The organism is Burkholderia sp. MSHR3999, from assembly GCF_000833595.1.
In the GTDB taxonomy this organism is placed as follows: domain Bacteria; phylum Pseudomonadota; class Gammaproteobacteria; order Burkholderiales; family Burkholderiaceae; genus Burkholderia; species Burkholderia ubonensis.
The window spans coordinates 1,303,810-1,328,591 of record NZ_JRFO01000007.1; the positions used below are offsets into that span (position 1 = coordinate 1,303,810).

The following is a 24,782-nucleotide window of genomic DNA, read 5'->3' on the forward strand; positions in this document are numbered from 1 at the left end:
GAGGTACCGCTTCTCCACATCCAGAAGAGTCGTTTACGCATCTGCGATCGGCGACAGTTTGTCGGTCGAGACGAATTGAGCCAGACCGACGTCGGCCGGCGCGATCAGGTGGGCTGGTGCGCTCTTAGATCATGTGTTGTCAGACCTGAAAACCATTTTGACGTAAACGGTTTTCTGAATTTACTCATTCTTGGCATTATAAAAAATATTCCGCAATTAACGAGGTGGATATGATGGTGAGTAGGATTTTAATGGAGATTAGATAAAGTTTATCTGAAACGTAATCTCTAAATTTCGTTCCTGCCCATACGCCTAAGCCGACGGGTATGAACGTCAGCACGGATGATTCGATGCTGATGAATTCTAGCTGCCCATTTTCGCGAAACAGGATTGCCGCAATGAGACTCCCCATCAAGGTGATGACATTAATGGCTCTTGCTACGCTGTCCTTGGTATTTTCCCTGCTGGAGATATAGGCGGCAATAAATGAGCCGAAAATGCTGGTTGCCCCGCCGAGCACTCCGCCGACTCCGCCGACAATAGGTTCGGAAAAAAGTGGTGGCATATGGATTTTAGGCGCTATTCGCTGGATGAAAGGGGTGGAGATGAAAAATAAGATGCAAAGCCCAAGGGTCAGAGAAACGAGTCGCGCGTCAGCAGCCGTCAAAAAGCTAGTGCCCAGTATAACGCCCATGCCTTGGAAGATCACCAATTTCCAGTACTTTTTAAGGGGTGAAATAAAACTCTTTTGCATTATGCATAATTGAACGCTGCTGATCAGAACCGGCATATTCAAAAGGGCAACCGCTGACTTGACACCGATGACCGGCGATAATAGTGGAACTGCCAGAGGGGCCATTCCAAATCCAATGCTTCCCTTTACGGCGCCGGTGATGAATAGGATGACGACAAGTTCGGATATTTGTGCAATATTGAGGCTCATGCAAGTTCTTCCATTTTCTGGATTGCATTGCTTAATTTCGATTCGCGCTCAGGATGATAGAGCGTATGCATCAAATGATCCCGGCCTTCAATTGCATCAAGAACTGCGGAGGCAACGGCTGCGCTTTGAGTGAAGCCGCCCGTGTTGTGTCCGCCCGTTATCAATGCCAAGCCTTCGGTGGCGTTGCGAATCGAAAATATGCCGAGACAATTTGCAGTCCATGGACGGTGGCAGTATCGAATGGATTGCTTGCAAGAGTTGGTATGAAAATAGTGCTCGGCAAACTTCGGGAAAATCATTTTTAGCACATCCTCAAGGACAGCTCGAAATGGCTCATACTCTTGAGTTGATATTTTTCTGGGGTTTTCTCCCACGTACCCATGAACTGAGCTGATCAAAATTTCAGATGTATGGTTACTTTTTGGTGATACAAAGACATTGGCGCCCTCGGCTGCTCCGTTTGAGTAGATGCCGGATCGACTTAGTTTGAATGCAATCGCCCTGTTGGTCTTGGTTGGGACATCCAGTTTTAGCCAACCGCCAGCCACTGCGTGCATATCGACAGAATCATCCAAGGTGGACAGAACGGATTTATGGTATGCGCCGGGGGAAAATACGTAATGAGTGGCTGACGTGAGGCGTCCGTTTGCTACAACACCACGAATGTTTCCATTTGAGTCGAGTTTTACATCGTGAACCTTGGTGCAGAACTCAACTGTTGCGCCAGATTGGCGAAGATGTTCAATGATGTTCTTGGAAAGTTCATGAATCTTCAGTGTAAATCCTTTTACTCGTAGTGCTCCAACTATCGCTCCAGTTTCACAGGCATCTGAAAATATTGGGTGACGTTTTACTAAATCATCAAGCTTCACTTGCGCGATGAGTGATTCCGCAGCGCTTTCCAATTCGATTGCCGCACGATACTGAGCGTCGGTGGAGTAGAGTCGCAAAAGTACATCGTTAAAGGCTACATCTAAAAATAGATGCGGGAGATTATCACGAAGATTGAGCCAGTCTTGATGACTTTGCTTTGTGATTTTAATCAAGTCTTCATTATATACTCCACGCATCCACTGAACTTCATTGCTGCGCAAATGTTGCCAAGGCAATGATGCAAGCGCGTGCTCTCCGATTAACCAGCCGTTCTGGTCAAGTGGTTTTGTTAGTGCGCGGTGTACCGTATGTCCCGATAAATTGACGAAATGATTTCGGGTTTCGAAGAAGGAAAACATTCGCGCATTCTCTCCGCCAAACGTACACCCTTGGGTTTCCCATGATGTTTGCGAGTTCGGCTCGGGTGCGGCATCGAGAACGCGAACCCGATATCCGGAGAGTTGCAGTTTTAACGCGGTAATGAGATTCACAATTCCCGCCCCGACAAGAAGGATTTCTACGGATTTGGGGTATTTTCGAACCGTTGGGCTGCGGGAACCTGTTAGTACATTTTCTATTCGCCGCAGATGATCATGAGAGAACTCTCCGGCGACCGGGATTGTTGCGATAATATTAGGAGCATCTTTCTGTGCTTCAAGTAAGTATTTCTTGTTCTGTGGTTTGTAGATAAGGATGATTTTCGTTTCGGATGATGTGATTTTTATTTTTGATAGCGCTTTGATGTTGGTGGGGGTGGCATCGCAAACTAGTAAGTTTGGTGGTGGGGTCCACGCGAATTCCGGAATTTCTTGAATCGATTTAAAAGTGATGGTCGATGATGATTCTCTCAGGATGCAATCGAGCTTGGGGTTGACATCGGAAATCGCGAATATGGTTTTCATCTTATAATTTTGGATATTGGGGCGGGCTATTTTATTTTAACGATGCCTTTTATAATTACTGGAAGCTGATCTCGAAGTGAGTTCGCTCCAAAAACTGACCGCGCATGTTTTCCGCGTTCACCGAATATCGATGTGAGTAGGTCGGAGCACCCATCTAGTACTTTTGCGTGGTCGCGAAAATCTTCCGTGCAGTTAACGAATCCTTGTATTTCGATGACTTGGACTATAGAAGATAGGCTTCCGGTTTCCGACCGGATGCTTGATAGTAGATTAATGCAAGCATCTTTGGCGAATTCGTACCCTTGCGTCGACGTAAATTCCTTGCCGAGCTTGCCTTCCTTAATAATTCCGTCCCGAAAATATGGGCCTTTGCCAGAAAGGTAAAGGAGGTCGCCGTTGCGGATTGCGTTGACATAATTGGCGGCCGGTTTTGTTGTTGGTATTGAGATGCCAAGCTGTTGAACTCTCAAATCGTAATCATCTTGTAACATTTCACTTTAATCCTTCGGCCTAGGGGGTGGTTTAGTATTTGTGTGAGGATACATTTTTTCTGTGCTGCACACCACCGCTTTAAAAAATTCATATCTGCTTTATTGATGTATTGTCCGCTTTATTGGATATCCATTTGTTGAATTCTTTGATTGTTCATTTTTTGTATGGTCGATTTGGTCATTAATGTTTGTTTTTGAGTCAATGTGTGCGGCGCGGCCATCTTGCTCGGCTGTTGTGACCGGGATGTTGGCGTAAGTAGCAACGAGTCTGCGACGAGTAAGGCTGCGCGGCAGCCACGTCTATGCCTGGGAGTTGCAAGGAGTTTTTCGGGAAGCGCAGGTGACTACCGCCTTATCATATATACGCATAACGCGTCGAGTTGCGACTCCGAAACCCACGCCCCCCCCCCCCCCCCGGGTGTGCAAGAAGATTTCTGTCGGAATTCGTTTGCGATTGCGTGGCGTGAGAGCGACTAATTTGAAGGCCCGCAAGGAGGCTTCGAAGCACTGGTCATTCTTGGATGCCACCATTGGTAGCTAAAGCGGCGAGGTCGTTCGTACGAACACATATCCGAACGCGCGGCCCGAATCACTGCGCGGAGGATCGCAAGTTCCCGGAGAACCAAACCGCCCGTGACCGTTTTCAACCGGCCATCGCGCCACGATGGCGTGACAGGCCCGCTTGCCGAGCCGAGCGCGGCCCGCATCTCGCCCATCTGGCCCGACATGACCGGGAATGCGAAGCCACGGCTGCCAAGTCGACACGATGAGCATGAATGCCAACCCGATCAGCATGCTGATCGGGTTGTGTCGGTCAGGCTGGCCATCCCGTTACGGCCTGCCGATATGGGCGTTGTTTAGCGGAGTTATTTTTCCCACCAGTGGCGATTGGCGTCCTTCAAGTTCTTCTCCACGCCTTTGCTCACGTTGCGATTTGCATCCGCCTGAGATTGCACCGCATCCGTTTCCGCTTTCGATCGAGCGAGGTCGGCATTGATGCGATCGTTTTCGCGCGCAACTTGCGCTTCCAGCCTTTTCAGCTGCAGTTCCTTGTAGCGGTTTTCGTAGCTGCGGTCCTGATCTTCGATCGCGCGCTGACGGTTGACCGCAGCTTGCCGTTCGCGATTGGCCTGCGCTTGCGCCGCGGCATGCGCTTCGCTGCGCTTGCGCTCGGCCGCGGCTGCCTGCTGTCGCTGCCTGCGACGGTCGGCTTCGGCCTGCTGCTGCTGCGCGGCGCGCTCATGTTCGGCATTCGATTCGAGCGCCTGCATACGTGCGATGCCGTTATCGAGATTGACGGGCGCTTGTTCCTGCGCGAACGCGGGAAGTGCCGTCAGCAAGAAAAGCATAGAAATTCCGTGCTTCATTTACTTTACCTGTGCTGGTTGTTGTGCCGCGCCGACGACCGGACATTGCGAGTTCGGCTGAATGCGCGTGGTCTTGCCCGAGCCGACCATCAGCGCCGTACCCGGCTTGAATTCGCACACGCGGCCGACCTGAGCCGATGCAAATGCCGACTTGCCGTCGCGGTACATGATTTGCACGCCATCCACCAGCACCTTGTCGTTCACCATCGAACCGGCCGCGGCACCCACGGCGCCACCTGCGACCGTACCTACGCCCGTGCGGTTCCAGCCGCCGGGGCCGGTCGTACCGCCGATCGCAGCGCCCGCGATAGCGCCGAGCATCGCGCCGGCCAGTTGCGCGGTCTTCTTGTTCTGCTCGTTACTTACCTGCACTTTGCCCGGCAGGATCGTCAGGATTTCGATGGTGCGCACTTCTTGACGCTGATTCACATCGAGCACGTTGTACGCGTCTGCCTTGTTTTCCATGCCAGGCGTGGCGCAGCCAGCGAGTGTGACCGAACTGGCGATGAGGGTGAGAGCAACCTTCCTCATGAATTTCCTTTGCGTGTGGTTGTTTATTGAAGATCTCGGACTTCAAAAAAAGACGTCCACGGACTGAGTCGGTGGGCATCGCGCAGTGCGGGACGTTGAAATCCGGTTAACAGTTTACGGCAATATTACGAATTCCTTTAGGCGGTTGCGGCGCGAAATGTATTTAAAAAAACATGGGCGTGTGCGGTGACGGAAAGCACCGGCAGCGTTCGCGAGCGGCGCCGGTGCTTGCCACGCAAAATCGACTGGCGCGAATCGTCTGATCATTCATATAATCCCGCCTGCATATTGCATGCGCATCAAGGCGCACACAGGAGGCGCGGCATGCCGCGCCGAATTCGATTGAATTCCCGTTGAACGCAATGCTGGGCACGGCGCGCTTTGGCACGCCGCGTCCGGCGTGTCGGCGTGTTCCCGAAGCGGCACGAGCCGCTTTCCGGATTGTTTCGGAATATCCGGATAATGCGCGGCGATTCCGAACGGTTTCGCTCAATATCCGTTTCCTTTCCAATCCGGAAATAAGCGGCGGGAATCATTTCGTTTTCGGCGGCCTGAGCAGCACCGGCAAGCCGTGCGCTGATATCGACACAGTGACGGCGGTCGCCCACGGCCGCCAGGAGACGCAATTGAAACAACAAGAAGACCAGCTGCACCGCAGGCTGGAAGAGCGGCACATCAACCTGATGGCGCTGGGCGCGACGATCGGCGTCGGCCTGTTCCTCGGCTCGGCCACCGCGATCCGCAGCGCCGGCCCGGCCATTCTGCTGACCTATCTGCTGGGCGGCGTCGTGATTTTCCTGATCATGCGCGCGCTCGGCGAAATGGCGATCACCAACCCGGTCGCCGGCGCGTTCAGCCGCTACGCGCGCGACTATCTCGGCCCGCTCGCGGGCTACCTGACCGGCTGGACCTACTGGTTCGTGTGGATCGTCACCTGCATGGCGGAGGTCACCGGGGTCGCCGTGTACATGCACGTGTGGTTCCCCGATGTGCCGAACTGGATCTGGGCGCTGCTCGGGCTCTCGGCGATGGGCGCGGTCAACTTCGTCGCGGTGAAGCTGTACGGCGAGTTCGAGTTCTGGTTCGCGCTGATCAAGATCGTCACGATCGTGCTGATGATCATCGGCGGCGCGCTGATGATCACGCTCGGCCTCGGCAACGGCGGCATCCCGACCGGCATCTCGAACCTGTGGTCGAACGGCGGCTTCATGCCGAACGGCTGGTCCGGCGTGATCGGCGCGCTGCCGATCGTGATGTTCGCGTATCTCGGCGTCGAGATGCTCGGCCTGACCGCCGGCGAGGCGCGCAACCCGGAGAAATCGCTGTCGAAGGCCGTGAACTCGGTGTTCTGGCGCGTGCTGATCTTCTACATCGGCGCGCTGTTCGTGATCATGTCGATCTACCCGTGGAACCAGATCGGCACGCAGGGCAGCCCGTTCGTGATGACGTTCTCGCGGCTCGGCATCCCGGCCGCCGCCGGCATCATCAACTTCGTCGTGCTGACGGCCGCGCTGTCGTCGTGCAACAGCGGCCTGTTCAGCACCGCGCGGATGCTCTACAACCTCGCGCAGCAGGGCCAGGCGCCGCGCGTGCTCGGGCGCGTGAACCGCAACGGCGTGCCGGTCTACGGCGTGGCCGTGTCGGTCGCGCTGCTGCTGGTCGGCGTGCTGCTCAACTATCTCGCGCCGCAGCACGTGTTCACGTGGCTCACGTCGGTGTCGACGTTCGGCGCGATCTGGACGTGGTGCGTGATCCTGATCGCGCAGATGCGCTTTCGCCGCACGCTGTCGGCCGACAAGATCGCGCGCCTGCCGATCCGCGTGCCGTTCTACCCGCTCGGTTCGTACGTCGCGCTCGCGTTCCTCGCGCTCGTCGTCGTGCTGATGGCGTTCACGCCCGATACGCGCGTCGCGCTCGTGATCGGGCCGGCGTGGATCGTGCTGCTCGGCGTCGCCTACCTGCTGTTCTACGCGAACCGCCCGGTGGCGTCGGTCTCGACGGAATCGTAGGTTGCGCGCGTCTCGTCCGGCCTGCCGCTTGATTTCGGTCATGCATGTGCGGGCCGGGCGTTCTATGCTGTCGGCATTGCTTGTCCTCGCTTCGCGCGGCCGCCCGCCGATGCCTGCGATCGTGCGCCGGCGGCCTGATCCGCCGCGCGAAGCCCCGGCGCCGTCCCGCCAAGGACGGCGCGCACGAACGGAGGCCTTCGCCATGCAGCCTGACTCATCCGTCCCGCCGCTTTCGCGACTCGTGCTGGCCGTCGATCCGACGCCCGAATCGCTGCGCGCCGCGCAGTACGTGCGCACGCTGCTGCGTCCCGGCATGAAGTTGCGCGTCGTCAGCGTGATCGACAATCCCCGCCTGCTGCTGCCCGATATCCCGCGCGTCGATGCGTTGCTCACGTCCGCGCGCGAGGAAATGGCGCACGATGCGCAGGCCGTGCTCGACCGCATCACGCCGCTGTTCGCCGGATGCGGCGCGGACGTCGAGCAGGGCATCGTCGACGCGTCGGTCGCGGGCGGCACGATCGCCAACGCGCTCGTCGGCGACACCGTCGCGTGGCAGGCCGATGCGCTCGTGGTCGGCGCGAGCGCACATCACGGCCTGCTGCGGCTCGTCGAGGGCGCGGTGTCGGACACGCTGACGCGGCGCGCCCGCTGCGCGCTGCTGATCGTGCCGGCGAGCTACGAGCGGCCGATGGACGGCCCGCCGCAGCGGATGATGTTCGCGGTCGACGGCAGCGAGCCGTCGCTGCACGCGTTGCAGGCCGGCATGGCGCTCGCGACGCCGACGACGCTGCTCTACGCGGTGTACGTCGTCGATCGCGCGATTCGTCTGACGGACATCGTGCCGGTGCGCGCGCTCGAGGACGCGTACCGCGCCGAAGGCGAGGGCGCGCTCGCGCGGGTGGCGGCGCTGTTCGACGGATGCGCGAATCCGACCAAGCGCGGCATCATCGAAACGCACGCAACGAGCGATGACGTCGCGCACGCGCTGATGCGCGAGGCCGTGCGCTGGGATGCGGAGCTGCTGGTGGTCGGCACGCACGGCCGGCGCTGGCTGGCGGCGCTGCTGATCGGCAGCGTCGCGCGCCGCGTCGCCCACATCGCGCAGGTGCCGGTGCTGCTCGTGCGCGGCACGGACTGACGCCGGGCGGACCCATTCGGGAGCGTGCGATGAAGACCGACAGGCAGGTGAAGCAGGACGTCGAGGAAGAGCTCGCGTGGGATCCGGCGGTCGATTCGACCCGCATCGGCGTCGAGGTCGAAGACCGGGTCGTCACGCTGTCGGGACATCCGTCGAGCGTCGCGGAGAAAGTCGCGGCCGAACACGCCGCGCATCGCGTGGCGGGCGTGAGGGCCGTCGTCGTCGACATGACCGTGCATCTGCCGCATGACGAGCGCCATACCGACGAAGACATCGCGAAAGCGGTGCGCGCCGTGCTGCACTGGACGGCCGGCCTGCGCGACGACGCGATCCACGTGCAGATCGAGAAAGGCTGGATCACGCTGAGCGGCAAGGTCGACTGGGGCTACCAGCGGCAGCGCGCGTTGCGCGCGGTGTCGCAGATGCGCGGGATCGTCGGCGTATCGGATGCGATCGAGGTGGGCGGCGACGTGCTCGCCGGCGACATCGGCGCGACGATCCGCAAGGCGATGCAGCGGCACGCGGAACGCGAAGCGAACCATATCGACGTGATCGTGCAGGACGGCACGGTCACGCTCAACGGCAAGGTCGACTCGTATGCGGAGCGCGAAGTCGCGCGCGGCGCGGCCTGGTCCGCGCCCGGCGTGCGAGCGGTGATCGACAACCTGGTCGTCGAGTAGGCGCGCGCACGCGGATGCCGCCGGCACCGGACACGAACTCTCCGGCACGAGGGTAGGCCGCCGTCAGGCTGCCTTGGAGGACGGGCGGGGTGGTAGACCCCGCCCGCTTTCCTGGCCCGCGCCGACGCTTTTCCTCGTATGTAAACCGGTGACGGCCGAACGCGGCCCCGGCGTGCGCATGGCCGCGCGCACGCCTGTCGGCATGACGTCCGCCGTCGATGATGCCGCGCTGCGCGCCGGACCGGCCGGGCCGGTTCGTCAGCGCGGCAGCGGCGGCGCGCGCGATGTCAGGACACGCAGCCCGGACGGGCGCTGCGCCGCTGGCGCCCGCCGTGTCGCGCATGCGCGCGGTGGCGTGCCGTCTCGAGAGGGCAGGCGCGGCACGGCGAAAAGCGGCGCGTCCTGCTCACGCGCACGTGTCCGCGGCGCGATGCGCGCCGCACCGGCGACGGCGCGGGCGCAGCCACGGCCGCCTGCTGACGCAGCGCGGCCGCGAACCGCTGCAACGCGGCCACCGACCCGACGATGCTCTGGTACTTCTCGCGGCCGATCTGTCCGTCGAGCGTCACGAGCAGCCCTGCCTGGCGGGCGAGCGCGAGCAGCGCATCGAGATCGTCGCGGGGAGCCGGCGCGGGTTCCGCGATCGCGCGCGTCGCGCGCCGCTGTCCGTCGCCACTGGGAAAGTTGCCGAAAGCCATGGGTGGTCTCCTCCGCCTGACCCGCGTGCCCGCTCGACGGCCGGCTGCGCGATGGCCCTGCATGAACGATGTGTCCATGGCATCAGTATCGTGTGGCGGAAGAACGCTTCCAATCAGGGCGCGCTGAAGTCTGCGTCAGGAATTCCGCCGCGCCATAGGAATTTCCTGACACGCGCGCGTCGCGTTCGGCGCGCGATCGCGCGGTTTTAAGCGGGCGATTCACGGCGCAAGCGCCTTGACGCGCCTTTTAGTCCCGTCTAACTTGGTTTTTATGCCGACCGCCGATGCCTGTCCACGACAGGCTCGCGCGTCGGCGCCGCGCTTTCGGGGAAGCGTGGTTTCTCCATCGGACGATCCGTGCGGCACAAGCCCGCATCGGCCAGGTTGCAGGCGATCCGCCGTCGGATCGCGGCGCTCGACACCCGCTTGACGCTGCCGGCGTCGCTCGGGGTCGTTGATGCCGCGCAAGGGCACGATCGCGCGTCGCGCGCGGCGTTGCTGTTCAGTCTTTAGGCTAGGAATACATCCATCTTTATTTGCCTCGACAGTAAGGAGTCCGTCGATGTCACGGGACACTTTGTTGGAAGCGCTAGCGGAAGTTGCCGCGCAGCGGTCGATCAATGCAGACCAGTTGCGCGCCATGATCGACGACGAGGTGCGCGCACTGTCCTCCGACGCACGCGTGCACGACTACATCCACGTGTTTGCGGTCCGGCATCTGCGCGAGCGGATGCGGCAGCTCGACGAGCAGGCGGCGGACGGGCCGCCGGCGCGGCAGCCCGCGGAGCCGGACGTTCAGGCGAGCCGTCGCCTATGAGGGGAGGCCGCCTGCATTGCTGACCGAACGGCCGTGACGAGTCGCGCGCGGCCGTCCGCCTGACGATACGCTGACGCAATACGGCCACGCCTTTTCACGAGGGCGGGCAGATCCATGCGCGCACGTGCTGCGAGCGCGTGCGCGCGGAATTCCCCAATCCGGGACCGTATCCGCACACCCATGCCGCCCGCAATCGCCGGGCACCGGGTTTTTCCCCAATTGATCGATTCGACGCCTGCATGCAAGGCGCGTGCCGTCGCGCGTCAAACAACGAATGGTCTGACGAATTCCACCCTTAAGTAATCGCGAACGCCGCCGTTTACACGGGGAATTCGTCCACCGTGCGTTCGCGCTCCCTCATAGAGTCGTTGCCATGTTTTCGTCCATTCGCGCCCGCATCATCGCCGCGTGCGTCGCCATCGTCGCGGCCGCACTGCTCGCCAGCACGCTGATCAACTATTTCATCGCCCGGTCGTACAACGACGACGCGATCGACCGGAACCTCACGTCCGTCGCGAGCGGCCACGTGGTCGGGATCGGCGACTGGGTCGCGACAAAAAGCCGGATGATCGCGTCGCTGCAGGACGCGGCGCTGTCGCCCGATCCGCTGCCGGTCTACAAGCAGATGGCCGCGGCAGGCGGCTTCACCAACGTCTACGCGGGTTACGCCGACAAGACGTTCAAGTTCTCCGACCCGACCGGCATCCCGGCCGACTACGATCCGACCGGCCGCCCGTGGTACAAGCAGGCCGCGCAGGCCGGCAAGCCGGTCGTCACGCCGCCGTACGTCGACGCGGGCACCGGCAACCTGGTCGTCACGTTCGCGGTGCCGATCATGCGCGACGGCGCGGTCAAGGGCGTCGTCGCCGCTGACGTCGCGATGAACGCCGTGATCGCGAACGTCAAGTCGATCCACCCGACGCCGGCCAGCTTCGGGATGTTGATCGACAGCAATGGCCACGTGGTCGCGCATCCGGACTCCAAGCTGACGCTCAAGCCGGTCAACGACGTGTCGACGGAGCTCGGCGCGATCGCGCCCGCGTCGATCGTGAACGCGAGCGCGCCGGTCGAGGTGGAAGTCGGCGGCGCGGCGAAGCTGGTCCGCGCGCTGCCGGTGCCGGGCACCGACTGGTACGCGCTCGTCGCGCTCGACAAGTCCGAGGCGACCGCGGGGATGCGCTCGCTGCTGACCGCGTCGCTGATCACGCTGGTCGCGGACATCGTCATCGCGTCGCTGATCGTCGGCGCGATCACCGCGACGGCGTTCCGCCGCCTGTCGCTGGTTCGCCAGGCGATGGCGGCGATCGGCTCGGGCTCGGGCGACCTGACGCAGCGCTTGCCGGCGGACGGCGGCGACGAGGTCACGGACATCGCGCGCTCGTTCAACAGCTTCGTCGACAAGCTGCAGGAGGTCATGCAGCAGATCCGCGACGCGAGCGAATCGGTGCGCACGGCCGCCAACGAGATCGCGGCCGGCAACCAGGACCTGTCGTCGCGCACCGAGGCGGCGGCAGCGAGCCTCGAGGAGACGGCCGCGTCGATGGAGGAAATCACCGCGACGGTCGGCCAGTCGGCCGCGGCGGCGGGCCAGGCCGACCAGCGCGCCGAGGCCGCGTCGAAGATCGCGTCGCACGGCGGCGTGGTGGTGTCGGACGTAGTCTCGACGATGGAGAAGATCGAGGAGGCGTCGGGCCGGATCGGCGACATCATCGGCGTGATCGACGGCATCGCGTTCCAGACCAACATCCTTGCGCTGAACGCGGCCGTCGAGGCCGCGCGGGCGGGCGAGCAGGGCCGCGGCTTCGCGGTCGTCGCGCAGGAGGTGCGCAGCCTCGCGCAGCGCAGCGCGCAGGCCGCACGCGAGGTGAAGGTGCTGGTCGAATCGACCGTCGCGAGCGTCGAGGCCGGGTCCGGTCAGGTGCGCCAGGCCGGCGAGACGATGCGGGAGATCGTCACGAACGTCGCCAACGTGACGACGATCATCTCCGAGATCACGCACGCGGCGAACGAGCAGACCCGCGGCATCCAGGAAGTCAACCGCGCCGTGACGCAGCTCGACGAGATGGTGCAGCAGAACGCGGCGCTCGTCGAACAGTCGACGGCCGCGGCGGCGGCGCTGCAGACGCAGGCGCACGCGCTCGCGGCGACGGTCGGGCAGTTCAAGGTCTCCTGACGCGGCGCCTGTCGGACCGGGGCCGGCCGCTCGGCCGGCGCCCGGGGGCGAGCGATCGGCGCGCCCCCTGACCGCGCCGATCGCACCCGCGATTTCAGCGTGGTGAAATACGCGGCGCCATCCTTTTGCACGGCTGATGGGCCAGTGCGAATAATGCATCGCCGGCATCGAGCGGTGCGTGAAACAGCAATTGACGCGATCACTGTTTCACTCATGTCAATCAATTCGAAGCCCATTGTCCGTCCGTTCGACGGAACGCGCGGATCATAAAAAAGCGCCTTGGAAACAACGGGCGAATTCCTATACTTCGCGATATTCACCAGTCGCAGCGACGTTCACCCGATCGCATGAGGCGGCACATGGACACGGCTTCCAGAGGCTCATCCATCTTCGCAGACGACGACGCGCAGCGCGTTCACGATGCATCGAATTTCCCCCGTCGTCTTCATATCGCACAAACCATTTCCCGTTGCGGTTGACGCACAAGACCATCGACAACACGAGGTCGAGGCCGCCGGGCGTGTTCGGCTGAAACTGAAAAAGGAGGTCAGCGATGAATGCAACTACAAGCAATGATGCTGCACCCGATCAACCGCTCATCGACACAACGCCATACGGATACGGTCCGAACGATTCAATCAGCGACGTCACCGAAATTGCCGCGATTACGCACCACACGTTGAACCTCGACGGTAGGTCGATCGACTATACGGCGCGAGCAGGCCACCTGGTCACGACCGACCCGTACAGCTCACGGCCGGGCGCAAAACTGTTCTATGTCGCGTTCACCGCCGATGAATCGACGCCATCCACGCGCCCGGTCACGTTCTTCTATAACGGCGGCCCCGGATCATCGTCGGTTTTCCTGCTGCTGGGGTCGTTCGGTCCGAGGCGGATCAGGACGAGCATGCCGAACTTCACGCCCCCGTCTCCGTATGCGCTGGAAGACAACGCGGACAGTTTGCTCGACCAGACCGACCTCGTGTTCATCGACCCGGTCGGCACCGGTTACTCCACCGCGGTCGCGCCTCACACCAACAAGGATTTCTGGGGCGTAGACCAGGACGCAGGGTGCATCAAGCAATTCATCAAGCGTTACCTGACGGTTTTCAACCGGTGGAACTCTCCCAAGTATCTGTTCGGGGAATCCTACGGAACGCCGCGCACCAGCGTGCTCGCGTGGATGCTGCACGAAGACGGCGTGGACTTGAACGGGATCGTGCTGCAGTCGTCGATTCTCGATTATTCGCAGGCGGGCAACGCGGTCGGCGTCCTTCCGACGTTTGCGGCCGACGCGTGGTACCACAAGAAAGTCACGGTGTCCCCGGAGCCGACCGATCTGCCCGCATTCATGGACAAGGTGTCTGCGTTCGCGAGCGGTCCATATGCGGATGCATTGGCCGCCTACCCCAAGATCGATGACGGGGTTCTGCGGCATCTGAGCGAGATTCTCGGCATTCCGTCCACGGTCCTCAAGTACTGGCAGCTCAATCCTTCAACGGGAAATGGCGCGTCGTTCCTGACGAGTCTGTTGCTGGACGCCGGGATGGCCGTCGGCGCCTATGACGGGCGCGTCAAAGGGATAGACACCGGCATCGCCCAGTTCGTCGCGCCGGATTCGGGCGGCAACGATCCGACGATGGCTGCCGTGAGCGGTGTGTACACGGCGATGTGGAACGTCTACCTCAACGACGAATTGCAATACACGTCGGTCGCGCCCTTCATGGACCTGAACGACAAGGCGTTCGCCCATTGGGATTTCAGTCATATCGACCCGACCGGCGCCGAAAGAGGGGGGAGCGGAAGTCTCTACACGGCGGGCGACCTTGCTGCCGCGATGTCCGTCAATCCGTACCTGAGGGTGTTTTCGGCAAACGGGTATTACGACTCGGTGACGCCGTTCTTCCAGACCTTGATCACGTTCCAGGAGATGCCGCTTGCCAGCGCGCAGATCGACAGCAACCTGACGGTCCGCAATTATCCGTCGGGTCACATGATCTACCTCGACAATGAATCGAGAACCGCGATGAAGGCAGATCTCGCGTCGTTCTATGGCGGGGCGGAAACGCATGCCGCGGCAATAAGGGCAGCCGGTCTGCCCGCGAGGGCGGCAATCGAGGGCGTTGCGCGATATCGCAGGCGTTCGACCCGCACGCCGTACTGAGCCTCTGACGGAGCCCGCGCGCGGACGCTGGACCGCAGCGTCCGCCGCGGCGGCTTGCGCGTGCCGCGCCCGTGCAATCGCCGCGTCAGCCCTGATCGTGCGGTTTCGAAGGCGTGTGCGGCGGGCGCTTTTCACGTTCGCCGGACGGCTTCGACGGGTCGATGCGGGAAGCGCCGCCGATCGCCGGCGGGTCGCTGGCGGGAAACGATTCTTCGAGCCCTTCGTCGATGCGTTCTTCCGTCTTGTCGGCGGGCGGCTTGCGCTGCGACGCGAGCAGGCGGGACAGGCCGGCGGCCGTCAGTACGGTGCTGCGGCTGCCGGTGGGATGGACGATCATGGTCGAACCTCCTTCGGTCGATGGACGAATGTTCGCAGGCATCATGCCGAGCCTTCGTCGCGGCGCCGGCGCCCAGCCGCGCGCATCGTGACGAAAGCCTCCACACAAAGTCTACGTTACCGGGAGGACCTCCGCTGCGGCGCATGAAAGCCGCGCGGAAAAACCTGCGTCGAAGTGCACGCAGCGCATTGGCAGTTCACGAATTCAGCGTACACTGCATTTCATGCATGCCGCCTGCGGCTTGCCGGTACGGCAAGCGGTGCGCGGCGTTCCCCGGTTTTCATGCAGCCGTCGGATACCGCCTATGGTCATCGCTCGCCAGTTGCTGTCGCCCGGCGCACGCCGGTTCCTTTCCGGTGTGTCGACGGTCGCGGTGCTCATGGCGACCGGCCCGCAAGCCGCACGCGCGCAGACGCCGTCGCCGCTCGGCGAGTGGCAGTTCTCGGCCGGCGTGCCGCTGATGAAGCTGTTCGAGCCGAACACGCCGGACTGGCAAGTCAGTGTCGGCGCCGGGATGACGCTGGAGCCGCGCTACGCGGGCGCGGATCGCTATCACGTGCTCGGCGGGCCGAACGTCGACGTGCGCTATCGCGACCTGTTCTTCCTGTCGACCGGCGAGGGCATCGGCGCGAACGTGCTGCGCGGCCCCAACTGGCGCGTCAGCCTGTCGGTGGGCTATGACCTCGGGCGCCGCAGCGCGGACGACCTCGACCACCTGCGCGGCTTCGACAACATCAACCCGGCGCCGGTGCTCAAGCTTTCGGCCGATTACGTGATCTCGAAGGACTTTCCGCTCGTGCTGCGCGCGGACGTGCGGCGCAGCGTCGGCGGCTCGAACGGCTGGGTCGGCGACCTGTCCGCGTACATGCCGATGCCCGGCAGCAACGAGCATTTCTTCTGGTTCGCGGGGCCGACCGTCTCGTTTGCCGACGCGCGCTACATGAACAGTTGGTTCGGCGTCAGCGATGCGGCCGCGGCGCGTTCCGGGCTGCCGCGCTATTCGTCGGGAGCGGGAATCCGGTCGGTGGGCGCGGGCGTGACGATGGTCTGGTTCGTGAACAAGCACTGGTTCCTGACGATGGACGGCGCGCTCGAGCAGCTCGTCGGGCGCGCGGCGCGCAGCCCGGTCACGCAGCAGACGACGAACGGCGTGCTCGATCTGTCGGTCAATTACCAGTTCTGAACCGGACCGTTTGGGCGGAAGGGGGCCGGAAGGCGGTCGGCGCTTTGCACAAGCACGGGCCGCATGTCACGACCCGCGGCCGAACGCTTCGCGCAGTTTTTGCTTTGCGCGTTCGAGCGTGTCGCGGCGGTCTTGCGGCAGATGCGCGCCGGCCCGGTTGATATAGAAATTGAGCATCGACATCGCGGACTGGTACGGCGTGCCCTTGCGGCGCGTGCTGCGTTCGGCCGCGCGTTTCAGCGCCTGCGCGACTTCGTCGGGATCGTCGTGCGAGAACGTGCCCGGTTCGAGGTCGAGCGCGTCGCTGTGCTCGGTCACGCGTTGCGACCAACGCTGCGCGGCTGACGGTGCGGTCGTGTCGCGGGCAGGGCGCCGCGTCGCGGAATGGCCGTCTTCACGGGAACTGACAGGCGGGCGGCGAGTAGTCATGGCGAACTCCTTCGGCGCGGCGCGCCGATGTGCGCCGGACGATCCGCGTGCTTCTTGGGTGCGCTGGCCGAAGCCCGTGAGCCGTGGCGCGGTGTGATGCTTTCGATTGTGCGCGCGTGCGATCGGACGAGGCAACCGCGCCACACCCACCGCCAGTTTCACATTTGCTATGATTCCGACCTGTACAAACGTACAGTGACCGATCTCCGTGACGCCATCTTCGCCGCCTCCGCCGGCGTTTTATTACCTGACCAATTTCGAACGTGCGCTGGCCTGGCTCGGCGAGCGCTACGACGACGTGTTCGACGACAGTGAGCGGGCATTCCTGCAGGCCTTCCCGTCGCTGCCGCAGGCGTCGCGCGCGCTGCTCGTGCGGATGCTGATGCGCAACGGCCCGGATTTCCGCGCGAGCAAGCTCGCCTACGACGAGATCGGCTGTCCGCTCGCGGCGGCCGCGCCGCTCGTCGCGGCGGGCTGGGTCGATCCGGCCCCGGCGCTGACGCTCGATGAAATCTTTGCGTTGTGCACCAAGGCCGAACTGCTGCGGATGTTTCCGGCGCTCGGCGCCCATGCTGGCGAGCGCAAGAGCGAATGGCTCGACCGGCTGCGGCTCGCGCACGACATGGCCCAGCCGTTCGACGTGTGGTTTTCTGGGGCCGGCCATCCGGGGGCCGGCCAACCGGGGGCCGGCCAACCGCCGCGCGACGACCACGTGCTGCGCGTGACCGTCGGCGCGCTGTGCGACCGGCTGCGGCTGATGTTCTTCGGCAATCTCCATCAGGACTGGAGCGAATTCGTGCTCGCCGATCTCGGCGTGTTCCAGTACGAAAGCGTGCCGTTCGCGCCGTCCTCGCGCGCGTTCCAGCGGCGCGGCGACGTCGACGCGTATCTCGCGCTGCACGCGTATCGCGATGCGCTCGACGCCTGGCCCGACGACGCGCCGCTCGAAGCCCTCGTCGACGCAATCGGCACGGTCGCCTGCGGGCAGCCGTGGCTCGAGACGCGCCGCGCGAAGCTGCTGTTCGCGGTGGGCCAGGCCGGCGAACGCCGTGGCGCATGGCCGCTTGCGCTCGACGCGTACGCGCGCAGCGCGTGGCCCGGCAGCCGCCACCGGCGCATCCGCGTGCTGGAGCGCAGCGGATGCGACGACGACGCGCTCGCGCTGGCTCTCGACGCGCGCGCCGCATTCGAGAGCGACGAGGAGCGCCAGCGCGTCGAACGGATGCTGCCGCGCCTGCAGCGCCGTGCCGGCCGCGCGGTCGAGCGTGCGGCCGCCGCGCCGGACGTGCCGCGCGACACGCTCGTGCTGGCGCGCCCCGACGCGTTCGTCAGCGTCGAATACGCGGTGCGCGACCATCTCGCGCAACCCGGCGCGCCGGTCCATTACGTCGAGAACACGCTGATCAACTCGCTGTTCGGCCTGCTGTGCTGGGAGCCCGTGTTCGCCGCCGTGCCGGGTGCGTTCTTTCACCCGTTCCAGCGCGGGCCGGCCGACCTGCATGCGCCCGATTTCGCCGCGCGTCGCGCGGACGCGTTCGCCGCGTGCTTCGCGCAGCTCGATTCCGGCGCGTACCGGGAAACGATCCGCCGCCATTACGCGACGAAGCTGGGCCTGCAGTCGCCGTTCGTGTTCTGGGGCGTGCTGAGCCCGGAATTGCTCGACGAGGCGCTCGCGTGCCTGCCGTCCGCGCATCTGCGGCTCTGGTTCGCGCGCCTGCTCGCCGACATCCGCGGCAACCGCTCGGGGCTGCCTGATCTCGTCCGTTTCTGGCCCGCGGAACGGCGCTACGAACTGATCGAGGTGAAGGGGCCCGGCGACCGCCTGCAGGACAACCAGACGCGCTGGCTCGGCTACTGCATCGGCCACGGGATGCCGGTGCGCGTCGTCGACGTCGAATGGGCGGGCGACGTCGCGGTGCCCGCCGCCGCTGCGGGGCACTGCGCATGACCTACGTCGTCGCGGTGCGGGCGATGTGCGAGTTCACCGCGCGGCGCGGCGATCTCGACCTGCGCTTCACGCCCGCGCCGACCGCGCTCGAAGGCATCGCGGGGCACGGCGCGGTGACGTCGCGCCGCGGCGCCCGCTACGAGACCGAGATTGCGCTGACGGGCACGTGGGGAACGCTGACCGTGCGCGGCCGCGCGGACGGCTACGATCCGGCGGCGAACCGCCTCGAGGAAATCAAGACTTACCGCGGCAACCTCGACGCGATGCCCGCCAATCATCGCGCGCTGCACTGGGCGCAGGCGAAGGTATATGCGCATCTGCTGTGCGACGCGCGCGAATTGCCGGAGATCACCGTCGCGCTCGTGTATTTCGACATCGTGTCCGAGCGCGAGACCGTGCTGAGCGAGACGCTGGCGGCCGACGCGCTCGCGGCGTTCTTCGCCGAGCAGTGCGCGTGCTTCGTCGGCTGGGCCGAACGCGAAACCGCGCACCGTGCCGCGCGCGACGCGGCGCTGCGCGCGCTGCGGTTTCCGCACGGGCAGTTCCGCAGCGGGCAGCGCGAGCTGGCGGTCGCCGTCTATCGCGCGGCGCGCGACGAACGCTGCCTGATCGCGCAGGCGCCGACCGGCATCGGCAAGACGCTCGGCACGGTGTTTCCGCTGCTGAAGGCGTGCGGCGAGGATCAGCTCGACCGCGTGTTCTTCCTGACCGCGAAGACGCCGGGCCGCGCGCTCGCGCTCGACGCGGCCACGACGCTCGGCGCCGGCACGCCGGCGCTGCCGTTGCGCGTGCTGGAGCTCGTCGCGCGCGACAAGGCGTGCGAGCACCCGGACAACGCGTGCCATGGCGAATCGTGCCCGCTCGCACGCGGCTTCTACGACCGGCTCGCCGCCGCGCGCGACGCGGCGATCGGCAACGGGCTGCTCGACCGCGAAACGGTGCGCGCGGCCGCGCTCGCGCACGACGTCTGCCCGTACTACCTCGCGCAGGAGCTGGCGCGCTGGTCGGACATGGTGGTCGGCGACTACAACTACTACTACGACGGCAGCGCGATGCTGCACGTGCTTGCGCAGCAGAACCAGTGGCGGATCGGCGTGCTCGTCGACGAAGCGCACAACCTGCTCGACCGCGCGCGCAAGATGTACAGCGGATCGCTCGACCCGTTCGCGTTCGCGGCCGCGCGCGACGCGGCGCCGGCCGCGCTGCGCAAGGCGTTCGAGCGGCTGGGCCGCGCCTGGGGCGCGCTGAATCGCGCGCAACAGACGCGCTACGCGGCGTATCCCGACATCCCCGGTCCGCTCGTATCGGCCGTGCAGAACCTCGTCGCGGCGATCGGCGAGCACCTGGCCGACGCGCCGCGCGCGAACGACGACGCATTGCTGCGGTTTCATTTCGATGCGATCCAGTTCGGTGCGCTGGCGGATGCGTTCGACGACGCTTCGATCTTCGACGTCACGCTGCACGGCGAGCCGACGCCGCGGCAGCCGGGGCTCGACGGCGTGGCGCCGGCGGGCCGGCGGCGCCGTGCGCAATCGACGCTGTGCGTGCGCAACGTGATCCCGGCCGGCTTCCTCGCGCCGCGCTTCTCGGCCGCCCGCGCGACCGTGCTGTTTTCCGGGACGCTGCGCCCGTTCCACTTTTATCGCGACACGCTCGGGCTGCCCGCCGACACCGGTTGGCTCGACGTCGACGGGCCGTTCCGCGCCGAGCAGCTGACCGTGCGTGTCGCGAGCCACGTGTCGACGCGCTGGCGCGACCGCGACCGGTCGCTCGTGCCGATCGCCGACCTGATCGCCGCGCAGTATGCGGCGCGCCCCGGCAACTACCTGAGCTTCCTGAGCAGTTTCGATTACCTGCAGCGCGTCGTCGCGCTGATGCGGGAGCGTCATCCGGACGTGCCCGTCTGGGCGCAGGCGCCCGGCATGGCCGAAGCCGAACGCGACGCGTTCCTCGCGCGTTTCGACGCGGGCGGGCGCGGCGTCGGCTTCGCGGTGCTGGGCGGGGCGTTCTCGGAAGGGGTAGATCTGGCCGGCGAACGGCTGATCGGCGCGTTCATCGCGACGCTCGGCCTGCCGCAGGTCAACGACGTCAACGAGCAGATGCGCCGCGCGATGGACGCGCGCTTCGGCAACGGCTACGACTACATCTACCTGTATCCGGGGCTGCAGAAGGTCGTGCAGGCGGCCGGGCGGGTGATCCGCACCGAGCAGGACGAGGGCGTCGTGCACCTGATCGACGACCGCTATCGGCGGCGCGAGGTGCGGGATCTGCTGCCGCGCTGGTGGCGGATCGGTTGAGCCGCGCTCAGCTCAGAGGACGTTCAGCATCGCGAGCGCGGTTTCCTGCAGCGGCGGCAGCACGCGCCGCACGGCCGCTTCGGTGGTTTCCGCGCCGATCGGCATGTTGGTGCTCAGCGCGGCGACGACTTCGCCGTGACGGTTCTTCAGCGGCACCGCGATCCCGCGCACGCCGACCTGCAACTGCTGCTCGATCACCGCGAAGCCGTCGTCGCGCGCGCGGTCGATCTGTTCGAGCAGGCGCGCGTTGTTGGTGATCGTATGCGGCGTGAACGGCGGCAGCTCGGCGCCGTCGAGCCACGCGCGGACCGCGTCGCGATCAGGATGATGCGCGAGCAGCACGACGCCCGGCGACGTCAGCGGCGCAGGCACGCGTGCGCCGAGCACGAAGCCGGTCGTCATCACGCGCGACACGCCGTTGCGCGCGATGAACACCAGCTCCCACTCGTCGAGCACGCTCACGTACGCGGATTCGTTCAGCGTCGCGCTCAACTGCTGCAGATACGGCTGGACGGTGCGCGGCAGCCGCGCGGAATCGAAGTACGACCAGCCGACCCGCAGCACGCGGGGCGTCAGGCCGTACAGCTTGCCGTCGGTATACACGTAGCCGAGCGATTCGAGCGTCAGCAGGTAACGCCGCGCGGCGGTGCGCGTGAGACCGGTGCGGGCGGCGGCCTGGGTCGGCGTCATGCGCGCATGCTGGCTGTCGAACGCCTCGAGGATCATCAGGCCCTTCTCCAGGCCGGCGATCCAGTCGCGCTTGTCGAGGTCGGCCTTGTTCATGTCGCGCGGCGCCGCATGGCTCGCATCACTCGCTGCTGGTCCACTCGACGTTCGCGCCGACCGAACGCAGGTTCTCGACGAAGCGCGGATGCGCGCGGCGGATCGGCAGCGCGTTCATGATTTCCGAGCGGCCCTCGATGCTCGCGGCGACCATCAGCAGCGCGATCGCGACGCGGATGATGTACGGGCTCTCGACGCGCGCCGGCGTAAGCTTCAGCCCGCCGAACGTGATCAGCCGGTGCGGATCGGACAGCAGCACGTGCGCGCCGAACTTCGACAACTCGCCCGACCAGCCGAGCGCGCCGTCGTAGACCTTGTTCCAGAACATCGCGCTGCCTTCCGCTTGCACGCCGAGCGCGATGAAGATCGGCAGCAGGTCGACCGGCAGGTACGGCCACGGCGCCGCTTCGATCTTGGTCAGGATGTTCTGCGTGAACGGCCGGCGCACGCGCAGCGGGCCGTCGCGCTCCGCGCGCGACCAGCCGTCCTGATGCGTGACTTGCACGCCGAACTTCGCGAACGTGCGGTCGATCAGCGGGAAGTGCTCGGGCACCGAGTTGCGCACGGCGATGTCGCCGCCCGTGATCGCGCCGAGCGCGAGGAACGTCGCGATTTCGTGGAAATCCTCGGCGAAGCGGAATTCGCCGCCGCCGAGCCTGGCGCCGCCGGTCACGCAGAGCCGCGACGTGCCGATGCCTTCGATTCCGACGCCGAGCATCGCGAGGAACTGCGAAAACTCCTGCACATGCGGTTCGGACGCGGCGTTCATCAGCGTCGACGTGCCGGCCGCGGCGGTCGCGCACAGCGCGAAGTTCTCGGTGGTCGTCACCGACGCGTAGTCGAGCCAGTGGTCGTTGGCCTTCAGCGGGCCGTCCGAGCGCACGATCAGCGAGTCGGGCGTGCGTTCGATCTGCGCGCCGAAGCGTTCGAACACCTCGACGTGCGGATCGATCTCGCGCACGCCGAGCGTGCAGCCCTTCACGTCGTTCTCGAGGCGCGCGACGCCGAAGCGCGCGAGCAGCGGCGGGATCAGCATGATCGACGAGCGCATCGCCTCGGGCAGCCGGTGGACGGCCGGATCGAACGTCGTGTTGCGGTGATGGAGCTCGAGGATGCCGGTGTCGAAATCGATCGACACGTCGCTGCCGAGCGTGCGGAAGATGTCGAGGATCTTGCGCACGTCGGTGATGTCGGGCACGCCGACGAGCCGCAGCGGCTGGTCGGTGAGCAGGGTGGCGCACAGGATCGGCAGGACGGCGTTCTTGTTCGCGGACGGCTGGATGTCGCCGCGCAGCGGTGTGCCGCCGTGAACGATGAGATTCGACATGATATGGGGGTAGATCGGTGACTGACGTAGCCCCATATGATGCCATCGCTCGGGATGCCGGTGGAAAGTGCAAGCGGGAAAAGGGGAAATCGGGGCAGCGCTTGACAGTGTCTGACGCTGCGCGGCGCAGTTCGCACGCGCCCGACGCTTGCGCGCGGCCGGCCGTCGCTGCGGCCGGCCGCGGACAGTCAGCCCGCCGCCCGCATCCGCGCGGCGACGACCAGCGAGATCAGGCAGCCTGCCGCGAGGTAGCCGGCGACGAGGTGCCACGAGCCGCCCGCGAGGCTCACGAGCCCGACCGCGATGAACGGCGTGAAGCCGCCGCCGACCACGCTTGCGAACTGATAGCCGACGCCCGCGCCGCTATAGCGGTATTCGGCGCCGAACAGCTCGGTGAAGAGCGGTTGCTGGACGCTCACGACCATGTCGTGCGCGGCGTTCGCGAGCAGGATCGAGAAGATCACGATCCACGCGATCGAACGCGCTTCGAGCGCGACGAAGAACGGCACCGCGGACGCGAGGCCGATCAGCGCGCCGACCAGGTAGATGCGGCGCAGGCCGAAGCGGTCGGCGAGCCACGCGAAGCACGGGATCGTCACGCAGCTCACCGCGCCGACCAGCAGGCCGATGTTCAGGAACAGGTCGCGCGACATGCCGAGATTGGTCGTCGAATAGCTGAGCGCGAACGCGGTGACGATATACATCGTGAACAGTTCGGCGAGACGCAGCGCGACGATCAGCAGGAACGCCTTCGGATGGCGCGTGAGCGCTTCGAGTACCGGCAGGCGAACCTTGCGGTTCGCGTGCTCGACCTTCTCGACGAACTCCTGCGACTCGTCCATGCTCTTGCGCACCCACAGGCCGATCAGCACCAGCACGATGCTGAACACGAACGGCAGGCGCCAGCCCCACGACTTGAACGCCGCCTCGCCGAGCGTGTGGCTCAGGATCGACACGACGCCCGTCGCCAGCACGAGGCCGACGCCGTAGCCGACCTGCACGCCGCTGCTGTAGAACGCCTTCTTTTTCCGAGGCGCGCTCTCGACGGCCATCAGCGCCGCGCCGCCCCATTCGCCGCCGACGGCGAAGCCCTGGACCGCACGCATCAGCACCAGCAGCACGGGCGCCCACCAGCCGATCGTCGCGAAGGTCGGCAGCAGGCCGATCGCGACGGTCGACAGGCCCATCATCATCACCGTCAGCACGAGCATCCGCTTGCGGCCGAGCCGGTCGCCGTAGTGGCCGAACACGACGCCGCCGAGCGGCCGGAACAGGAAGCCGACGCCGAACGTCGCGAACGCCGCGAGGGTGCCCATCGTCGGGCTGACTTTCGGGAAGAACTCGGAATTGAACACGAGCGCGGCGACGATCCCGTACAGCAGGAAGTCGTACCAGTCGACGACGGCGCCGACGAAGCTGCCGAGCGCGGCCTTGCGGGCCTGGCTGCGGGCCCGGACGGTGCTTGCGGTGTCGACGGTGTCAAAGGTTGGGGTCATGGCGGTGTCTCCTGGCACGGCGCATCATGGAATCGTGGCGGCGCCGCGTCCGATGCTGCATTGAAGGCGTTGGGTGAACGGAGCATAGGGCGCGCATCGCGGCGCGGCAATTGGCCATACGGCCAAAATGCGCGATTATCGTTCAAGTCCGTGCGTTAATCGCACGATTTTCGGGTTTGCACTAGGCGGATGCCGC

The 24,782-nt window shown here is 64.6% G+C and carries 20 protein-coding genes and 1 pseudogene; 9 read left to right on the top strand and 12 right to left on the bottom strand.

What is annotated here, in order from left to right; translation table 11 throughout:
* Nucleotides 1–196: 196 nt before the first annotated feature.
* From KY49_RS29315 to KY49_RS37825, 6 genes are all read right to left on the bottom strand, one after another.
* Nucleotides 197–943 (bottom strand): TSUP family transporter, encoded by a 747-nt coding sequence (locus KY49_RS29315; protein ID WP_082062466.1) that lies wholly within the window; start codon nt 941–943, stop codon nt 197–199.
* Nucleotides 940–2,718 carry an NAD(P)/FAD-dependent oxidoreductase gene (locus KY49_RS36435; protein ID WP_082062467.1) on the bottom strand — a complete coding sequence of 593 codons (1,779 nt, stop codon included), beginning with the start codon at nt 2,716–2,718 and terminating at the stop codon, nt 940–942. The genes KY49_RS29315 and KY49_RS36435 overlap by 4 nt, the downstream gene beginning before the upstream one ends.
* A 26-nt stretch (nt 2,719–2,744) precedes the next feature.
* On the bottom strand, nt 2,745–3,209 hold the full coding sequence (locus KY49_RS36440) for a RidA family protein (protein ID WP_071756720.1): 465 nt from the start codon (nt 3,207–3,209) through the stop codon (nt 2,745–2,747).
* 866 nt (nt 3,210–4,075) lie between these two features.
* On the bottom strand, nt 4,076–4,558 hold the full coding sequence (locus tag KY49_RS29320; protein ID WP_052495801.1) for a DUF5384 family protein: 483 nt from the start codon (nt 4,556–4,558) through the stop codon (nt 4,076–4,078).
* Nucleotides 4,559–4,576: 18 nt separating this feature from the next.
* Nucleotides 4,577–5,107 (bottom strand): hypothetical protein, encoded by a 531-nt coding sequence (locus KY49_RS29325; RefSeq protein ID WP_042587855.1) that lies wholly within the window; start codon nt 5,105–5,107, stop codon nt 4,577–4,579.
* A 299-nt stretch (nt 5,108–5,406) separates the two neighbouring features.
* The gene (locus KY49_RS37825; RefSeq protein ID WP_156162636.1) at nt 5,407–5,760 is read right to left on the bottom strand and encodes a hypothetical protein; all 354 of its coding nucleotides are present in this window, start codon (nt 5,758–5,760) and stop codon (nt 5,407–5,409) included.
* Between KY49_RS37825 and KY49_RS29330 the strand changes: the two genes are divergently transcribed.
* From KY49_RS29330 to KY49_RS29340, 3 genes are all read left to right on the top strand, one after another.
* Nucleotides 5,734–7,116 (top strand): amino acid permease, encoded by a 1,383-nt coding sequence (locus KY49_RS29330; RefSeq protein ID WP_042588825.1) that lies wholly within the window; start codon nt 5,734–5,736, stop codon nt 7,114–7,116. The two genes, KY49_RS37825 and KY49_RS29330, sit on opposite strands and share 27 nt — an antisense overlap.
* Before the next feature lie 202 nt (nt 7,117–7,318).
* On the top strand, nt 7,319–8,254 hold the full coding sequence (locus KY49_RS29335) for a universal stress protein (RefSeq protein ID WP_042587856.1): 936 nt from the start codon (nt 7,319–7,321) through the stop codon (nt 8,252–8,254).
* A 29-nt stretch (nt 8,255–8,283) separates the two neighbouring features.
* Nucleotides 8,284–8,934, top strand: a complete 651-nt coding sequence (locus KY49_RS29340) for a BON domain-containing protein (protein WP_042587857.1) — start codon at nt 8,284–8,286, stop codon at nt 8,932–8,934.
* Between the two features lie 476 nt (nt 8,935–9,410).
* Here the strand turns inward: KY49_RS29340 and KY49_RS39375 are convergent.
* Nucleotides 9,411–9,632, bottom strand: a pseudogene (locus KY49_RS39375) (hypothetical protein); the annotation flags it as partial.
* A 562-nt stretch (nt 9,633–10,194) separates the two neighbouring features.
* Here KY49_RS39375 and KY49_RS29350 point away from each other — a divergent pair.
* From KY49_RS29350 to KY49_RS29360, 3 genes are all read left to right on the top strand, one after another.
* Nucleotides 10,195–10,449 carry a DUF3562 domain-containing protein gene (locus KY49_RS29350; RefSeq protein ID WP_042587858.1) on the top strand — a complete coding sequence of 85 codons (255 nt, stop codon included), beginning with the start codon at nt 10,195–10,197 and terminating at the stop codon, nt 10,447–10,449.
* Nucleotides 10,450–10,822: 373 nt separating this feature from the next.
* Nucleotides 10,823–12,622, top strand: coding sequence for a methyl-accepting chemotaxis protein (locus KY49_RS29355; RefSeq protein WP_042587859.1), 1,800 nt, complete (start codon nt 10,823–10,825; stop codon nt 12,620–12,622).
* 553 nt (nt 12,623–13,175) lie between these two features.
* Complete coding sequence (locus KY49_RS29360) at nt 13,176–14,786, top strand: S10 family peptidase (RefSeq protein WP_042587860.1); 1,611 nt, start codon at nt 13,176–13,178, stop codon at nt 14,784–14,786.
* 85 nt (nt 14,787–14,871) lie between these two features.
* Here the strand turns inward: KY49_RS29360 and KY49_RS29365 are convergent, their stop codons facing one another.
* Nucleotides 14,872–15,123: a hypothetical protein gene (locus KY49_RS29365; RefSeq protein ID WP_042587861.1), complete on the bottom strand. Its 252-nt coding sequence runs from the start codon at nt 15,121–15,123 to the stop codon at nt 14,872–14,874.
* 304 nt (nt 15,124–15,427) lie between these two features.
* Between KY49_RS29365 and KY49_RS29370 the strand changes: the two genes are divergently transcribed.
* Complete coding sequence (locus tag KY49_RS29370) at nt 15,428–16,306, top strand: MipA/OmpV family protein (RefSeq protein WP_042587862.1); 879 nt, start codon at nt 15,428–15,430, stop codon at nt 16,304–16,306.
* Nucleotides 16,307–16,372: 66 nt separating this feature from the next.
* Here KY49_RS29370 and KY49_RS29375 read toward each other — a convergent pair whose 3' ends face one another.
* Complete coding sequence (locus KY49_RS29375; protein ID WP_042588827.1) at nt 16,373–16,735, bottom strand: DUF3175 domain-containing protein; 363 nt, start codon at nt 16,733–16,735, stop codon at nt 16,373–16,375.
* 208 nt (nt 16,736–16,943) lie between these two features.
* On the opposite strand from KY49_RS29375, the gene KY49_RS29380 reads away from it, so the two are divergent.
* Both KY49_RS29380 and KY49_RS29385 read left to right on the top strand, forming a co-directional pair.
* A complete protein-coding gene (locus KY49_RS29380; protein WP_042587863.1) occupies nt 16,944–18,683 on the top strand; it encodes a VRR-NUC domain-containing protein in 1,740 nt (579 codons plus the stop codon).
* Nucleotides 18,680–20,980 carry an ATP-dependent DNA helicase gene (locus KY49_RS29385; protein WP_042588828.1) on the top strand — a complete coding sequence of 767 codons (2,301 nt, stop codon included), beginning with the start codon at nt 18,680–18,682 and terminating at the stop codon, nt 20,978–20,980. The genes KY49_RS29380 and KY49_RS29385 overlap by 4 nt, the downstream gene beginning before the upstream one ends.
* A 12-nt stretch (nt 20,981–20,992) precedes the next feature.
* On the opposite strand, the gene KY49_RS29390 is transcribed toward KY49_RS29385, so the two are convergent.
* The 3 genes from KY49_RS29390 to shiA all read right to left on the bottom strand — a co-directional run bounded on the left by KY49_RS29390 (nt 20,993) and on the right by shiA (nt 24,586).
* A complete protein-coding gene (locus KY49_RS29390) occupies nt 20,993–21,763 on the bottom strand; it encodes an IclR family transcriptional regulator domain-containing protein (RefSeq protein WP_042587864.1) in 771 nt (256 codons plus the stop codon).
* A 25-nt stretch (nt 21,764–21,788) separates the two neighbouring features.
* Nucleotides 21,789–23,090, bottom strand: coding sequence for a UDP-N-acetylglucosamine 1-carboxyvinyltransferase (locus KY49_RS29395; protein ID WP_042587865.1), 1,302 nt, complete (start codon nt 23,088–23,090; stop codon nt 21,789–21,791).
* A 188-nt stretch (nt 23,091–23,278) separates the two neighbouring features.
* The gene (shiA, locus tag KY49_RS29400) at nt 23,279–24,586 is read right to left on the bottom strand and encodes a shikimate transporter (protein WP_042587866.1); all 1,308 of its coding nucleotides are present in this window, start codon (nt 24,584–24,586) and stop codon (nt 23,279–23,281) included.
* Nucleotides 24,587–24,782: the final 196 nt, after the last annotated feature.

Excerpts from the sequence above, each read along its gene's own strand:
- KY49_RS29340 (WP_042587857.1), top strand. The coding sequence starts at position 8,284 with ATGAAGACCGACAGGCAGGTGAAGCAGGACGTCGAGGAAGAGCTCGCG.
- KY49_RS36435 (WP_082062467.1), bottom strand. The coding sequence starts at position 2,718 with ATGAAAACCATATTCGCGATTTCCGATGTCAACCCCAAGCTCGATTGC.
- KY49_RS29385 (WP_042588828.1), top strand. The coding sequence starts at position 18,680 with ATGACCTACGTCGTCGCGGTGCGGGCGATGTGCGAGTTCACCGCGCGG.
- KY49_RS29370 (WP_042587862.1), top strand. The coding sequence starts at position 15,428 with ATGGTCATCGCTCGCCAGTTGCTGTCGCCCGGCGCACGCCGGTTCCTT.
- KY49_RS29315 (WP_082062466.1), bottom strand. The coding sequence starts at position 943 with ATGAGCCTCAATATTGCACAAATATCCGAACTTGTCGTCATCCTATTC.
- KY49_RS29390 (WP_042587864.1), bottom strand. The coding sequence starts at position 21,763 with ATGAACAAGGCCGACCTCGACAAGCGCGACTGGATCGCCGGCCTGGAG.
- KY49_RS29325 (WP_042587855.1), bottom strand. The coding sequence starts at position 5,107 with ATGAGGAAGGTTGCTCTCACCCTCATCGCCAGTTCGGTCACACTCGCT.
- KY49_RS29395 (WP_042587865.1), bottom strand. The coding sequence starts at position 23,090 with ATGTCGAATCTCATCGTTCACGGCGGCACACCGCTGCGCGGCGACATC.
- KY49_RS36440 (WP_071756720.1), bottom strand. The coding sequence starts at position 3,209 with ATGTTACAAGATGATTACGATTTGAGAGTTCAACAGCTTGGCATCTCA.
- KY49_RS29350 (WP_042587858.1), top strand. The coding sequence starts at position 10,195 with ATGTCACGGGACACTTTGTTGGAAGCGCTAGCGGAAGTTGCCGCGCAG.
- KY49_RS29365 (WP_042587861.1), bottom strand. The coding sequence starts at position 15,123 with ATGATCGTCCATCCCACCGGCAGCCGCAGCACCGTACTGACGGCCGCC.
- KY49_RS29375 (WP_042588827.1), bottom strand. The coding sequence starts at position 16,735 with ATGACTACTCGCCGCCCGCCTGTCAGTTCCCGTGAAGACGGCCATTCC.
- KY49_RS29320 (WP_052495801.1), bottom strand. The coding sequence starts at position 4,558 with ATGCTTTTCTTGCTGACGGCACTTCCCGCGTTCGCGCAGGAACAAGCG.
- KY49_RS29335 (WP_042587856.1), top strand. The coding sequence starts at position 7,319 with ATGCAGCCTGACTCATCCGTCCCGCCGCTTTCGCGACTCGTGCTGGCC.
- KY49_RS29355 (WP_042587859.1), top strand. The coding sequence starts at position 10,823 with ATGTTTTCGTCCATTCGCGCCCGCATCATCGCCGCGTGCGTCGCCATC.
- shiA (WP_042587866.1), bottom strand. The coding sequence starts at position 24,586 with ATGACCCCAACCTTTGACACCGTCGACACCGCAAGCACCGTCCGGGCC.
- KY49_RS29360 (WP_042587860.1), top strand. The coding sequence starts at position 13,176 with ATGAATGCAACTACAAGCAATGATGCTGCACCCGATCAACCGCTCATC.